This window comes from Pseudoalteromonas sp. EB27 (assembly GCF_001974875.1).
Lineage (GTDB): Bacteria > Pseudomonadota > Gammaproteobacteria > Enterobacterales > Alteromonadaceae > Pseudoalteromonas.
The window spans coordinates 1-15,868 of the sequence record NZ_MTQD01000013.1 but is presented as its reverse complement, the minus strand read 5'-3'; the positions used below and the strand labels follow the sequence as shown (position 1 = coordinate 15,868).

Below are 15,868 nucleotides of genomic sequence, written 5' to 3'. Positions count from 1 at the left end.
ACGAAGCCCTCGCGGGAATAATCACCACGATAATAATCAGGACTAGGTTAAGTGCGTTTGTAAGCATGTAATTAATACCAAATTTTGTTCAATTATCGCGAAGGTTATTCCTTCGCTCTCTTTTTATATTAGTACCGCGCTAGGCCCTTTAAGTCAACACCAAAGTTAATCTAACAAAAAGACTAAAACACAATTTATCAGGTTTTAAAATTCACTATATAAGTTGGTAGTGGTTTTTTTATGCTCTAATTTTAATCTCAGAAATTCACTATTCTTATATCCCTTATTTAAGGTTTGATTAATTTTTGAGAATATTTTTATAAATAAAATTATTTATCACCTTCAGGTAATGCGTAGGTTCTCTTAAGCGTCTCTTAAGTGTTGTTGCATAGCATGGCGTTGTTATTTTTAACGAGCCTAAATATGAACGTAATTAGTCAAACACCAGCACAAAAAAAACCAAACCGTAGCAAACGGTTTTACATTCACTGTAGTGCAAATGCCTTTGTAGTGATGATTGCCTGTTATTACTGTTTAGTTATAAACATTCCTTTTATTCAAGGTTCGTTTAGCGCCATAACCTCTCTTGCATCTTTTTCATGGATATTTTTACTTTCAGTCCCGCTACTTTTGTTATGCCTTTTAATTATTTTCTTTTCGATAGTGTCGGTTAGGTGGTTACTAAAACCAATTAACTACCTTTTACTGATAATTTCGAGTGCCGTGCTTTACGGCTCATTAAATTACGGCGTCGTGTTTGACTATTCGATGATTCAAAACACGTTCGAAACAGACTCAAGTGAAGCGCTGAGCTATTTAAATCCGCAGCTCATAGGCTTTCTACTGCTGTTTTGTGCGCTACCTGTTTTTATATTAAGCAAAGTAAAAATACACTTTACCCGCCCTCACCAAGAAGCGATTAGTCGTATAAAACTTATTGTAGCGTGCTGCTCACTAATTGCTTTAGTGGTCGTAAACTTTTACGCCGACTACGCAGCCACTGGCCGCAATAACCGCATTTTAAAAAAAGAACTCATCCCATTTCAGTATCTCTCTAGCGGTTATAAATATATGCGCGATCAGCTGCTGTATACCAATATGGAATTTAAAAATATAGATGCAACACCCACTCTTACTGCGCCTAACACCACCAGCGTAACAGTTATGGTTGTTGGTGAAACCGCACGAGCAGAAAACTTTGCTTATCAAGGTTATGGGCGTAACACCAACCCTTATACACAAAAGCATAATGTGACGTATTTTAATAATGTGGTGTCTTGTGGCACCGCTACTGCAGTGTCTGTGCCGTGTATGTTTTCACTGCAAACACAAGATAACTTTGATCGATTAGCAGCCGACAACCAACAAAACCTGATTGACTTAGCACAACAAGCTGGCAGTGACGTACTGTGGGTTGATAACAACAGCGGCTGTAAAAACGTATGCACCCGTGTTGTTAATATTGATATACCAACCACCCCATCAGCGCTTTGCGATGGGAAATATTGTTTTGATGAAGCACTGCTTGCTCCGCTTAAGCGCAAACTCGCTAATTTAAGCCAAGCTAATACCGTTATCGTCCTACACATGATGGGCTCACACGGACCAACCTACTTTAAACGCTACCCAAATAAATTTAAGCAATTTACGCCCACGTGCGACAGAAGCGACATTCAAAACTGCTCACTCGATGAATTAGTTAATACCTACGACAACACAATTGCGTACAGCGACTTTGTTAACGCCCAGGTAATTGAGCAATTAAAAGCGCTGCCAAGCAATATAGATAAGCAGTTTTTATATGTCTCTGATCATGGTGAATCACTTGGCGAAGCTGGGGCTTATTTACATGGTTTTCCGTATAGCTTTGCACCTAGCACACAAACGCATGTTCCTCTTTATATGTGGGCTGATGAGCATAATCAGCGCATTACCAATACCTGCTCGGCTAATTTAGACACCACTGCTACACGCTCACACAACAATATTTTTCACACCCTTTTAAATTTAATTGGCATTAAAAGTAAAACGTATCAGGCATCACTTGATTTACTTGCTAGCTGCCAAACAACACCAAGCGAAATAAAACTATGAGCAATAAAACCGTTATAAAACGCCAAGGCTTAATGCGCCTTATTTTTACCTTAAGTCATTCTTTTAACGGCTTAAAATGGATGAGTCGATTTGAAGCAGCGTTTCAACAAGAGCTAGCACTGTTTTCGTTACTCGGTGTGTTTGTGTGGCTACAAGAGATTGCACTAAGCGATAAATTACTGCTTATAGCCAGCCTGCTTTTTGTATTGTTTGCTGAGCTGGTAAATACGGCAGTTGAGGTTGTAGTTGATAGAATTGGCAGTGAATACCATGAGCTTTCGGGGCTAGCTAAAGATATTGCCTCTGCAAGCGTGTTTATAGCCATGCTAATTGCCGCACTTATTTGGTGGGCTGTGTTATGGGCATAAAGCTAACTTTTATACCTAAAATAACGAGGCTAATATTTAAAGTAATACCTAAAATACAAAATGCACTTGGCCCTGTATGGATTTTAGTTGTATTTGCTGTTTTAGCACTTAGCTTTTTAACACTTGCTCGCTTTGGTTTAAGTGTATGGCAAGGGGAGCGTGTATTTGGATCGCATGCGTGGGTGTCTATATTTATAGGTGGTTTAAGAGTTGATATAGCCACTCTAAGCTACATTATTATGCCCGCATTACTACTTACTTTACTGATGCAAAGCGTAGGTTGGCAAAATAAAGTACGCGGCCTCATTAAAATTTATTTAGTGACGATGTCTGCTTTACTTGTTTTTTTTGAAGTGATTACGCCTACGTTTATAAACGAGTACGATTTACGCCCAAACCGCTTATTTATAGAATATTTAATTTATCCTAAAGAAGTCTCAAAAATGATTTTTTCAGGCTATAAGTTAGAAGTATTTATTGCTGTTATAACACTTATTTTAAGCTGTAAATTTGCAAGTAAAGTATTTAGTAATCAATGGCAAAGCAAGTCATCACTAACAGGCTTAAACCAATCAATTTTAGCGCTCGTTTTAGTATGCTTAACTATTTTGGGCGCCCGCAACTCATTAGGGCACAGACCACTTAACCCCGCCATGGTCTCGTTTTCTACTGATCACTTACTTAACGACTTAACCCTTAACTCACTTTATAGCGTCGCGTTTGCAGTTAAGCAACTTTCTAATGAGCAATCAAGCCAAGACTATTACGGTAAAATGCCCACCGATGAATTGCTTAGTATTGTGCGTAGTAACATGCAAAATACGCAAGCCGCATTTAGTGATGTAACTGCCCCTACAAAAACGTTTCATGGCGCAAGTAATACAGGTAAACCCAAAAATTTAGTCATTATTTTACAAGAAAGTTTAGGTGCTCGTTATGTAGGCACGCTTGGCGGTTTACCACTTACACCTAATATAGACGCCCTTTATAAACAAGGCTGGGGGTTTGATAATTTATACGCTACGGGTACACGCTCTGTTCGTGGGATTGAGGCGGTAATTACAGGGTTTACACCAACGCCTTCGCGTGCGGTTGTTAAGCTTGATAAATCACAACGCGACTTTTTTACCATTGCTGATTTTTTAGCGAAGCAAAATTACAACACGCAGTTTATTTATGGCGGCGAAAGCCATTTTGATAACATGCGAAGCTTCTTTTTAGGCAACGGTTTTAAAAGTATTGTAGATACAAATAACTTTAAAAAAATAGACTTTAATGGCTCGTGGGGCGCATCAGACGAAGACTTGTACGACCAAGCCGACATAGAACTTACTAAGCTTAAAAAACAAAATAAACCCTTTTTCAGCCTTATATTTTCAAGCTCTAATCATAGCCCGTATGACTTTCCTGACGATAAAATAACGCTGTACGATAAACAAAAACAAACCCGTAATAATGCTGCCAAGTATGCCGATTATGCACTAGGCACGTTTATCGAAAAAGCTAAAAAATCGAGCTACTGGGATGATACTGTATTTATAGTTATTGCCGATCACGACTCGCGCGTATCTGGGGCGAGTTTAGTACCGGTTGATCACTTTAAAATCCCGGCCGTTATTTTTGGTAAAGGTATTACCCATAAACGAGATAGCCAACTAGCCAGTCAGCTCGATATTCCTGTTACTCTACTGTCTTTAATTGGCGCAAGTGGTAAGCACCCTATGATAGGTCATGATTTATCAAAGCCAATTAGCGGCAACAAACAACGCGCAATGATGCAATACGACAAAAACTTTGCCTACATGCACGATAATAAAGTAGTGGTGTTACAACCACAAAAACCAGCAACCACCTATACGTATAGCAATAACCAGCTTGTGCCATGTGAAAACGATGAGCAACTAGTTAAAAAAGCCCTAGCTCACGCGAACTTTGGTAATTTAGCTTATACAAATGGTTGGTACCATTAAGAAAGTGACTTGATAATAAAGCCTTGTTAAAGTAACAAGGCTATTTTTATAAACCGAGTAAACATGAAAATCCTCGTTATTGAAGACTCTGAAGCATTAAGACGCAGCTTGCAAGTTGGCCTTAGCAACCTTGGTTTTACCGTAGATGAAACTAGTGATGGCTCAGAAGGGTTGAGTATGGCACTGAGTGGAAACTACGACCTCCTCGTACTTGATTTAATGCTACCGAGCGTTGATGGCATGAGTATTTTACAAGCACTGCGCAGCAGTAATAGCCAAAGCCGAGTGCTAATTTTATCGGCACGAAGTGAGCCTCAAGATAAAATTAACGGCCTTATGAAAGGCGCTGACGATTATTTAACTAAGCCATTTTCGTTTGAAGAACTCCATGCTCGTGTCCTTGCATTACTTCGTCGCGGTTCACTGCAAAACCAACAAAATACCCTTACCGTAGGTGATTGCGTATTAGATCTGTCACTTAAAACTCTTCACTACAAGCAACATGCCATTGAGCTCACGCGTAATGAATACAAAATAATAGAATGCTTATTTAACGCCCCAGAGCGAGTATTAGGGCTCGAGCTTATAAGTGAGGCCGTGGTAGGTCAGTTTGATATGCTCTCTAAAAATGCGCTTGAAGCACACATCTCAACCATACGTAAAAAAGTAAGACAGATTGATGGCGAACTCCCGATAAAAAACAAACGTGGATTTGGTTATGTCGCAACAACAAAATAAAAGTCACTCAATAAAGCGTAAACTCGTTAATAATATTAGCGCTGTGATCTCAGTTATTTTATTCACCATATTTTTAACCGTTGATTTAAGTGTTGATACTTGGGTGGAAGATCAGTTTAATCAATCTCTAACTAACAAAGCTAACTACTTAAAAACCTTAGTTGAAGATGACAACAACGTGGTTGAATTTGATTTTGCTGGTGAGTTTATGTCGGAGTATGAAGCAGCCGATGCCACGGAGTTTTACCAGTTATGGCATGGCAGTGATGTGTTTGAGCGCTCGGACTCATTAGAGCTTTATGAAAATGCTAACCTGCCTTTTTTAGAAATGCCGATAAACGAATCTAAAATTATAGATTACGAGCTTCCTAACGGGCGTGATGGCCGCGCACTTATAAGTCACTTTGTAGCCCAAAAAGACGATAGAAACCCTACTCATTCTGCTGTTTTTAATACCATGACTCTTGCGATTGCAGCGCCCACCGCCGAACTTAATAAAGTATTGATTATTATTGATCTGGTCTTTATTTTAACCTGTGTGCTTGGTGTGTTTGGTGTGCGCTATTTAGTGACACGTATTGTAAATAAAGGCCTACACCCGCTACACAACTTAAACGACCAAATTAAGTTACTCGATATTACCGGTGTTGCGCAAACAATAGAAAGCGACTTTAAAGTAGAAGAAATAGAACCTATACGTAACGAGCTAAATAAGTTTATTACCGTTAATCAGCAACTCTATAGTAATGAAAAACGCCTAACAAGCGACATTGCACACGAGCTTAAAACCCCAATAGCTGAACTAATAAGCCTCTCAGAGGTGGCTATTCGCTACCCTGACGATAAACGCATTAGCGACACCTATACCAGTGATGTGCTTAATATTTCACAGCGTATGAAAACGATTGTTAGCAACCTATTACTGTTGCAGCGCTCAAGTAGCAGTGCAATGCAATTAAATGCACAAAATATCATTCTAAATAACCTAGTAAATCAAATTGTTGATGAGCTGACCTTTAAGCACCTAAGTATTAAAGCGCGTTTAAATAATGAGATAACTGACGAGTTTACACTTAATGCTGACGAATTTAGTTTAAATACCATTTTATGTAACTTAATCGATAACGCACTATTTTATGGACTCTCTGAGGCACCAATTAAATTAACTGCCGTAAATAACAGCACAAACATGACCATCTCTGTTAGTAACAAAGTAAATAAACCACTAAGTAGTGAACAGCTCACTGCTATTTTTGACCCGCTCTATCAGCTAGATTCATCTAGAACTAATAACCAGCGCCATGGTTTAGGATTATCAATTGTACAGAGCTTATGTAACTTAAATGGCTTTACTATTACGGCCAGTAATACCGAAAGCAATACGCTAACGTTTATATTAACGTTACCTCTGAAGTAAATTTAGGTTAGTATTTACACTACTAATTTTGAGATTTTAAGGACAAACCATGAATGCTCTTATCCGTGTTAGCCACTTTTTTATTGTGGCATTACTTATAACATTTAGCCTTAACAGCTATGCAGCTCCTGCTTTATATAAAATAGAAAAAAATGGCGTCAGCTCTTACTTGTTTGGCACTGTACACGTTGGTGATGCCAGCATGAAAGGCTTACCTAAAAATGTAACCGATGCAATTAGTGCAAGCAAAGAAGTGATTGTTGAAGTTGATATAAGCAAACTTACTCCCCTTGAGATGCAGCAGCGCTCAATGCCATTTATGATGCTAAGTGACGGTAAAACGTTGCAAACTGAGCTTTCAAAAAAAAATTATACCAAGTTAAAAGATTACTTTGCTAAAAAGTCGATTGATATTGCTATGTTTAATGGCTTAAAGCCTTGGGCTGTTATGGTAACTATGATGCAAATTGAATTTCAAAATGCAGGTTATTCGGATAAAACCGGCATAGATAAGCAAGTGCTTAGTTATGCTAAAGAGCATAATATTAAAATTGGCGAGCTTGAAACCCTAGAACAACAACTACAAATGTTTGATGGTATGGCACTATTAAGCAATGAAATGATTGAAGAAACCTTTGAGCAACTCGCCGATATTAATACTTACTTTATCAAGTTAGTTAATGCGTGGAAAAGCGGTGACATGGACACACTAACCGATTACTACAACATGAGTTTTGATGACAGTAATTACGGTGAAATTAGCGAGCAAGTAATGCTAACTAACCGCAATAATAATTGGGTTAAACAACTCACACCGCGTTTAGCAAACGAGCAGCTATTTATTGCTGTAGGCGCCCTGCATTTACCTGAAAAACACGGGTTACTTAAACAACTTCGAGATAAAGGCTTTAGCGTTACTCGTCTTTAAAATAAAATGGGTTGAGTGAGTTTTCGCTCAGCCTTTCTCTGAGTTTTTAATGAAAGTCTTCCATTTTTAAGTAGCTCTCTATTCCTTTAATTTTGTCTGCCGCATGATGATTTACATAAATCACAGTACTTGTATTAGCAGCACAAATTTTCTCTATTAGTAGCAGTACACGCTGCCTGTTTGCTTCATCTAAGCCTAAGCAGGGTTCATCTAAAATAAGTAACGTTGGGTGCTTTACCATAGCTCGCACAATTAATAACATACGCTGATCGCCGTACGAAAGCTGGGTGAATGAGGTGTTTTGTTTATCACTTAAACCAATAAATGCCAGCCACTGCTGAGCAATATTAATTTGTGCGTCGCTCGGTTTTTGATATAAACCTATGCTGTCGTAAAATCCTGAAATAACAGTATTTAAAGCCGATATACTTACGCGGTAATCCATATGTAGCGCGTTAGATATAAAACCAATATGCTGTTTTATATCCCAAATACTCTCCCCTGTTCCACGTTTAAAACCGAACACTTCAATGTCATTGTTATAACACTGTGGGTTATCACCTGTTATTAAATTTAATAAGCATGTTTTACCTGAACCGTTCGCTCCACTGAGCTGCCAATGCTGATGCTTTTTTATAGTCCAATTGAGATTTTTGAATATGCTTACGTCACTATAACTAACTTTAGCATTACTCAATTTAACTAAGGTATTACCAGTGAATGCCTTTTGCTCTTGCTCGGTATCAGGAGATGGCATATCCAATGAAGTATGTTCTAAATGAAGTAGTTTTAGTAAATCACTTAATTGCTCACTACTTGGCTTTGCCAAAGTATGTAACAAGCAGCCTTGGTTTACATAGCCATAGTGAGTAATGAATGAAGGGATTTCGTCTAAGCGGTTTAGTACAAAAACAAAAGTAATTGTTTGGCTAAGTTCTATGAGTATTTTATTAAGTTGCTGGCACGATTGTACATCGAGTCCATGAAATGGCTCATCAAGCACGACTAAGTCACTATGGGAGCTGAGTGCTTTTATAAGTAGGAGTTTACGAGTTTCTCCCGTTGAAAGGTCTCTAAAATGCCTATTTAGTAATGAGCTAAATTTAAATAATTCTATTAGCTGCGCTAATAACTCATCATTATTACTATGCCCTGTAAAAATAAGGTCTTTAACGAGGCTGTGCTTTTCATGCTCTAATTCTTGAGCTAGTAACTGTTTATGCGAATCAGAAGACACGAGCATAAGCTTATTAATACTACTTATACGCTTACCAGTTTCGCACTTAGCCTCACCGATTAACGCAGCTGTCAGAGCAGATTTACCCGCTCCATTAGCACCTAAAAGCAACCAATGCTCTCCTAGGTTCACTTGCCAATCTAGGTTGCATATAGCGTAACGGCTTTTACCTTGCCCTTGTAAATAACCATTAAATTGCTCAAGCGTAATTGACTGCACTAACTTTTCCTAATAAACCTTAAAACAGTAAGTTAACGTATATTAAAAGTGCTTAGCAAGCTTGTTATCTGCAAAATTAATTTATTTCACTAGGGCGTATTGATCTTTGTGGATTGAAATTTGTTCAATCTAGGGGCGATTAAATCGCGGCGCGAGGTTTGTAACCTAGTGGGCTAAGTCAAAACCGAGTAACAAAGAGTTAATCGTCCCTAGAAAGAACCCAATGGGCAGCGCATGTTTGGTATTTATGCTGCGTTATCGCCTATTTATGGGGAATAACCACGCTACATAGGCTCTGCCTAAAAACCAAACAGTCTGCTGCAAATTCAACTACCAAAGATCAACACGCCCTAGCAACGCTAATACTATTTAATGCATCTTCAATTGCTTGTTTATTTATTGGTTTATGAATATGAAGGTTAGCCCCGTATTTATAAACTCGCTCCATATCTTTTTGTGAGGTGTTTGCTGTTATAACAATAATTGGCGTTACCTTATTAAGTTCAGAGCGTATTTTTTTAATCGCCTCAAACCCATCCATTACTGGCATATTTAAGTCCATAAAAATAATATCGTAGTGATTTTTACATACCATATCGCACGCCACTTGGCCATTTTCAGCGCAATCATAGGTTAAATTTAACAAAGTAAGTATTCTGGTCAATAACATGGTATTTAATGGGTTATCTTCTACAACTAAACATTTTAGTTTGTCATTTATTTTACGAGACTCTGGGGGATCTTTACTGACGATTATTGGTAAACTCAACGATACCAACGCTCCATGGACTTCATTATTTTTAAAAGTAATTTCGCCGTGCAAAGCTTTTACAACATACTGAACCCGAGTGAGACCTGTTCTTAACCCTTGGAAGTGGTTTGTTTGTTTAAATGAATCAAATTCAAGCTCAGTAATCTCTTTCGAAAAACCACAGCCAGTATCACTTACCGTTACACACAGCTCGTCATTAAATAGCTTAGCAGATACAGTAATTTTACCTTCAGTCGTAAACTTAATAGCGTTACTAATTAACTCTGTTAATGTGTGCTGAAACCGTTGATGATCCAATTTACAGACAAAATTTAACGACTCATCTAAATAACTTACTAGTTTAAGACCTTTTTGCTGACAAGCATGCTCGTAAGCCATTAGTACTTTATTACACGACTCTAGAAGGTTTTCATTTTTAAAATGCGGTACCCACTTACCAGCGCTTAAAGCCTGCAAGTCTTGTAATTCATCTAATATAGCTATTAACCTAAGCGCGCAATAGTTAGCTTGGGTTTTAACGCTTTGCTGTTTATCAGAAACCTCTAATTCCTCAATAGACGTAATAAGTCCCTGTAAAGGTGTTCTAAATTCATGACTAGCTCTGGCAATAAAATGTTCTTTATTTTGACTTGTTTGATAAACAAAATCTTTTTGTTTTTTTAGCTCTAAAAGCGTGTCTGAAACCTCTTTTTCCATTGGTATAAAAACAAATCTTAACTCAATAAGTAATAATGTCATTGCCAATAACCAGCATAGTATCTCTAGGTTGGCGACCCAATTTACTTTTTTAACAGCTTGAGATTCAAATAAGCTCACTGCCTTATCAAGCTTTGTTAATAACGTTTCAACATGCTCTATTGAAAATAGAGACTGGTTTACCTCACCTTTTTGATACAAAAGCCTTTCAGTTTGTTCTACATATTCTAATACGGTCTTATCCAAGCCAGTAGTTGCACCAAAATATAAATCCACTAATGCTGAATCTAAATAAATGTATTCACCATCAGAATTTTTTGTTAATAATGTTTGGTGGGATTTTTTAAATGTATTGAGAGATTTCTCAAGCGATTCAGTATGAAGTGGTGAGTAATTACTAATGTTGAGTATAGCATTGCTATGCCACGCTATTTTTTGCGACAGCATTCTTTGCTTACCAGCAATATTAATAACTTTTGCATCGTACTTTTGAACGGAAAAGCTATATTGTAACAATAGAGCAGAACCACTGATTAGAAGAGCAATAGTCAATAACGCCCATCGATATCGCTTTCTAACACTTTTAATAATATCGAACATGCAACAGCCTGTTTTTTATTTAAGTGTAGACTAATTTTATAAAACAAAAAATCAGTCAGAGTAATTATGTTTTTAAGTTAATAAGCAATAAAAAGCCCAGCAAAAACTGGGCATATTAAGGTAGGCGTTAACGGTTCTCTAATCGATTATAGTCAAACATTCCATATTCTATACCTCGATATTGTTTAGCCGTTTCGTGCAATATATCGCTGTATTGCCAAAACTGTGGGTGAGTGCGGCGAATACCATATTTACTTTTTAAAGCGCGATAATCAGCTTCAATTTGCATCATTGGTAATTGCTCAGCAAAAGCATTCACTTGTTGCTCGTTATTTAAATACCAAATAGCTGCTGGGTAATCACCGATAAAGCCAGGAACAATAGTCGCGGTATCTTCATCATAAGCACGTTGGCCATCTTCGTTTAATAAACTAGATATATTGTAGTGCGCATTATGATGAATAATAGTGTAGCCCTTATGGCTATTATCTTCTTGCTTTACAAGTATAAAAGAAAGCTGAGGTAATAAGTTAACCGCTTTTGCTGGCATATTACTTACTATATTTAACGGCTTTGGTACTTCAGTGTAGTTGTATCTTTCACTTAAAACTGGCGCTAAGGCTTCTTTCATCAAAGTATATAGCTCATGCTGTGGATCATCAGTTTTATAGTTAATACCACTTGGCTGACTAAATTCTCGGTTATTTTTAAAGAACTTAGATAAGTCAGGTGGTGAATTACGGTACCACTGCTTTTTAATTTGATTACGCTTGTGCTCAGGTAATAGAGCTAAAAAGTTTTGCTCTCCCTCTAAACGTAAAAAATCCATATATAAACGTGTAACCAATTGATGGCCTATATTTCCGTATACATCAAAGCCTGCCACAAGCAAATAATGAATACGTTCAAATAACGCATAATCAAGTATCCACGTGGTTTTAGGCTCTTGACCAATAAAACCTTTAACAACAGTTGCACTATCAAAATGGCGGAAAATAGTCAGCGCAGCATTTTTATTATGCCCATCACCTTTCCAAAGCAAGTCAGTTGTAAGATGCTCACCACCTTTGAACATTTCGTTAGCAAGCTCAACTTTTGCCTGTAAATATTTTTTCTCTCGAACTGAATATTTAACCCAGCTAGAAATAGGTAACGCATTACTTTCTTCTGCAGCAGGAAGTTCTAACGCTTCCTCATGTTGCATTAGCATTTCTCCTACAGCAGGAGTCGCAACCTTATCAGGATCAGCAAATGCCACCCAAAAGTGATCGTTTATAACATTTAAAGCAATCTGACCACGACAAACAGGCCCCTTTATAAAGCCCATAATAATAAGCTCAGACTCATCAAGCATAAACTGATATTTAGACTTAATAGGGATCACTTCGAAGGTTTTAAAAGGATTAGAAGCCGACTCTGCTTTATAGCTAGGCATTTGCGTGACAGTATAATCTGGCGCAATAAACTGCTCGTATAAACGCAGTAACTTAGCTTCATTAAGCTCAAGCGGTAAATGCGTTTTAGAAAGTATTGTTGTACGCTCTTGCATAAAGCGATAATAAACACGGCTAACTTTAGGATCGTCATATGGACGACGCGTATTTATTAACTTTATTGTCTCACCAGGAGGTGTACTCGAGCGAACGAGTTTAAAAAAGCTTTGTGGGTTCTCTGATGTAAAATAAATATGAGCTAAAAACCAATGCTCATAAATATAACGTGCTGATAACTGATACTTTAAATTATCTTGATTTAAAAAGGCCTCCCAGCCCTTTATTTTATTCTGATCATATTCACTTGGAGGCTTAACGTGTGACATTTTACCGCCACTTTTAAGCCAGTTCTGCAAATGATTAAACTCTTCGCGCGAAACCCCAGGTAAGCCATAAGGCATACCACCATGAGGTTGCTCGTCAGCTAATCGGTCAAACTCTCCCATTGTCGCACAGGTTTGCGAACGCCCTAATGAAAAATCAAATTCATCATCTAAAACCTCATTAGCTGGTAATTCATAACTTTGCTTTAACACTAAACTATTAAATAAAACGCTACCCGCTAAGTTAGCCTCTTCACTTTGCACGCGCTCATTTAGCACTGGGGTAAAGTTTTTTTCTCGCCATTGCTGTGTATTGGTTGCATCAAACAATAGACGGCTTGGGGTCGTTGCCAATAAACGAGTTCCATCGTAAACAAGCTCTTTACTCAAACCTCGATCAATTCCTTCAGGGGATGAGAGCTTAAGCTGGCAAGGTGCGTCATAACAACCATGGCAGACGACGCAGCGGGTATCGAGTACTGGTTTTACATTTTGTAAAAAATCAGCTCCAGCAAGAGTAGAATGTGGAACGATACGCTCTTGCGCTTGTTCAGGTCCAAATAAATCATCGTAATGCGCATTACCTAGGTAAGCACAACCACTAAGGATAATTAATACAAATGTACTTATTATTATTTTTTTCATTCGTCCTCGTCACCTAAATCAAAGGTGGGCATCATATCCATTTGAGGAGAAACGAATGTTTTCTGACCTTCAGTATTTAAAACAATACTTAAAAGAGGTCCATGCGTTAATGTTATCTGCGCATCATGCTCTTGCTCTAATATACTTAAATACAGAGAATCCGTTATAAGCAATTCATAACCACTAACGGTAATAGCTACACTGCTATCTTCACTTGGATTTTGGCAAATTTGAGCAAGTAACTCATCATCAAGTCCAATTGATATTTCAAAATCAGGCTGCTCTAAATCTCTAGAGCTTAATGATTCATCTAATAGAAATAAAGGAAGGGTTAAATTGCTATCTTGTTCAAATTCCATTGCGTTCTCTGCACTTTCTGACGATTTAATTGGCGCGTATTATAGCAAACTAACGAGTAAATTAACGCTAAAGCTAATGTAGTTGTTTAAACGTCATCCATAACAGATTCGATCACCGAAAATACAGCACCTTGAGGGTCGCATATAACACTAAAACGACCAACATCGGGGATATCTGTTGCAGGAACACATACTTGCCCACCTAAGCTAGCGGCTTTATTTACTGCTGTATCGCAGCTCTCTACTGCAAAATAAATCATCCAATGAGCAGGAATATCTTCGGGCCACTCATTTGTCATTTCAAGCATGCCAGCAATTGGCTGTCCATCCACTAAGAATAAAGTGTAGTCCATACCTTCCATTGGTTTTATTTCACTTTCCCATCCTAGTAAAGTACAGTAAAAGTCTCTACTTACTTTACTATCTCTGGTTGCTAACTCATGCCAATAAGATGTATTTAATTCACCTAAGTGCTTACAACCTTTATGCTCATTGCCTTGCCATAACGCTACAGTTGCACCTACAGGATCTTTTAACATCAACATTCGGCCTGCATTCATAACATCATGAGGACCTGCAATAACTTCAGCACCCAGTTCTTTTGCTTTTAGCGCACAGTCATCAACATTATCGACGGCAATGTAAGCCAACCAATGACTTGGGATCCCTGCACTAATTTGCTCTTTAGGCATTTCATACATAGCGGCTATATCATCACCTTGCTTTTGTAGCATGGTGTAGTATATGTTCTCTCCAATAGGTTGATCGTCATGCCCCCAATCAAATAATGATGTATAAAACGCCTTACCATCTTTCCAATTGTGCGTACAAAGTTCTGACCAACAAAAAATACCATGCGGATGATTATCAATTTCACTCATTGTTAAACCCTTATTATTCTAATTTTATCTAAACGAGCTCTGTCACATTTTATAAACTACATAATTGAACAGATCATAAATTGAGATTAGAGCAATAACTAAGCGGAGTCGATAAAAGAAGGGCAAAAAATTCGTTATTCAGTTGTTTCATATATGAGGTTTTTAACGCATTTAGCGTCAGGTTTAAACCCTCAAATTGGTTAAATATTATTGCTGATTGATATAAATGATTTACTAAGAAGTTCTTCGTTCTAGAGGAATCCCTGAATCAATTTTTTGCAGACGTAAAAAGCTCAAATCGTTAGATTCGGGCTCTCTATGATTTGAAGTCGGTGCCCTACACAGTAGAATGTCGTAGTGCCCACAGCGGTAAAAAGTCACAGTGAAATGCTACATACTTATCGGCGTGCAGAGATATTGAGTGATTTTGGTGTGATTCTAGCGTCAGGAGTCGCTAAGCTCGCCCTACGTGATGGATGTTGGTGTAAGAGTCTATCAATTGTGCGCATTTTACTTTTCTTCAGACGTAAAAAAGCCCGACTCTTTCGAATCGGGCTTTTTACAATTTGAAGTCGGTGCGCTACGCAGTAGAATGTCGTAGTGCCCACAGCGGTGGAGAGCCACATAGCAAATGCTACACTATCATCGGTAGAAGCTTTGGTTTCACTACTGAGTTCGGCATGGGCTCTTGGCTATTTACTAAATCCCAGACAGCAAAAAACCCGTCACATTTCTGTAACGGGTTTCTTTAATTTGAAGCCTGGTAATGTCCTACTTTCACATAGCAAATGCTACACTATCATCGGCGCTGTTTCGTTTCACTACTGAGTTCGGCATGGAATCAGGTGGGTCCAAAACGCTATTGTCACCAAGCAAATTTGGGCGTTAATCCGTATCGCTACGCACTAACTGAATTTGGAAAATATCTGATAATATTTTTTAAGTCTTTCTAAGTAATATCTACTTTAGTCATATTAACTTCTTCGCTTGTTTCACTATCACATAAAACGCGTTTGGCGTTGTATGGTTAAGCCTCACGGGTAATTAGTACAAGTTAGCTTAATGGCTCACACCACTTCCACATCTTGCCTATCAACGTTGTAGTCTTCAACGGCCCTTCAGAGACTT

At 38.0% G+C, this 15,868-nt stretch carries 11 protein-coding genes and 2 rRNA genes; 6 read left to right on the top strand and 7 right to left on the bottom strand.

Annotated features, from left to right (window positions below):
- Positions 1-423: 423 nt before the first annotated feature.
- The 6 genes from BW142_RS14770 to BW142_RS14745 all read left to right on the top strand — a co-directional run bounded on the left by BW142_RS14770 (position 424) and on the right by BW142_RS14745 (position 7,515).
- The gene (locus BW142_RS14770) at positions 424-2,094 is read left to right on the top strand and encodes a phosphoethanolamine--lipid A transferase (RefSeq protein WP_076925413.1); all 1,671 of its coding nucleotides are present in this window, start codon (positions 424-426) and stop codon (positions 2,092-2,094) included.
- A complete protein-coding gene (locus BW142_RS14765; RefSeq protein ID WP_024605310.1) occupies positions 2,091-2,462 on the top strand; it encodes a diacylglycerol kinase in 372 nt (123 codons plus the stop codon). Before BW142_RS14770 ends, BW142_RS14765 begins: the two co-directional genes overlap by 4 nt.
- Complete coding sequence (locus BW142_RS14760; RefSeq protein ID WP_076925338.1) at positions 2,453-4,432, top strand: LTA synthase family protein; 1,980 nt, start codon at positions 2,453-2,455, stop codon at positions 4,430-4,432. The genes BW142_RS14765 and BW142_RS14760 overlap by 10 nt, the downstream gene beginning before the upstream one ends.
- A gap of 63 nt (positions 4,433-4,495) precedes the next feature.
- Complete coding sequence (locus BW142_RS14755) at positions 4,496-5,170, top strand: response regulator transcription factor (protein ID WP_076925337.1); 675 nt, start codon at positions 4,496-4,498, stop codon at positions 5,168-5,170.
- Positions 5,151-6,587 carry a HAMP domain-containing sensor histidine kinase gene (locus tag BW142_RS14750; RefSeq protein ID WP_076925336.1) on the top strand — a complete coding sequence of 479 codons (1,437 nt, stop codon included), beginning with the start codon at positions 5,151-5,153 and terminating at the stop codon, positions 6,585-6,587. Before BW142_RS14755 ends, BW142_RS14750 begins: the two co-directional genes overlap by 20 nt.
- Before the next feature lie 49 nt (positions 6,588-6,636).
- Positions 6,637-7,515 carry a TraB/GumN family protein gene (locus BW142_RS14745; RefSeq protein WP_076925335.1) on the top strand — a complete coding sequence of 293 codons (879 nt, stop codon included), beginning with the start codon at positions 6,637-6,639 and terminating at the stop codon, positions 7,513-7,515.
- 46 nt (positions 7,516-7,561) lie between these two features.
- Here BW142_RS14745 and BW142_RS14740 read toward each other — a convergent pair whose 3' ends face one another.
- The 7 genes from BW142_RS14740 to BW142_RS14710 all read right to left on the bottom strand — a co-directional run.
- Complete coding sequence (locus BW142_RS14740; protein WP_076925334.1) at positions 7,562-8,971, bottom strand: ATP-binding cassette domain-containing protein; 1,410 nt, start codon at positions 8,969-8,971, stop codon at positions 7,562-7,564.
- Positions 8,972-9,311: 340 nt separating this feature from the next.
- The gene (locus tag BW142_RS14735; RefSeq protein WP_076925333.1) at positions 9,312-11,039 is read right to left on the bottom strand and encodes a response regulator; all 1,728 of its coding nucleotides are present in this window, start codon (positions 11,037-11,039) and stop codon (positions 9,312-9,314) included.
- Between the two features lie 127 nt (positions 11,040-11,166).
- A complete protein-coding gene (locus tag BW142_RS14730) occupies positions 11,167-13,500 on the bottom strand; it encodes a fatty acid cis/trans isomerase (RefSeq protein WP_076925332.1) in 2,334 nt (777 codons plus the stop codon).
- Positions 13,497-13,859, bottom strand: a complete 363-nt coding sequence (locus BW142_RS14725; RefSeq protein WP_024600386.1) for a hypothetical protein — start codon at positions 13,857-13,859, stop codon at positions 13,497-13,499. Before BW142_RS14725 ends, BW142_RS14730 begins: the two co-directional genes overlap by 4 nt.
- A gap of 86 nt (positions 13,860-13,945) precedes the next feature.
- The gene (locus BW142_RS14720) at positions 13,946-14,740 is read right to left on the bottom strand and encodes a VOC family protein (protein ID WP_076925331.1); all 795 of its coding nucleotides are present in this window, start codon (positions 14,738-14,740) and stop codon (positions 13,946-13,948) included.
- 758 nt (positions 14,741-15,498) lie between these two features.
- Positions 15,499-15,613 (bottom strand): 5S ribosomal RNA (gene rrf / locus BW142_RS14715).
- 150 nt (positions 15,614-15,763) lie between these two features.
- Positions 15,764-15,868, bottom strand: a 23S ribosomal RNA gene (locus BW142_RS14710); the annotation flags it as partial.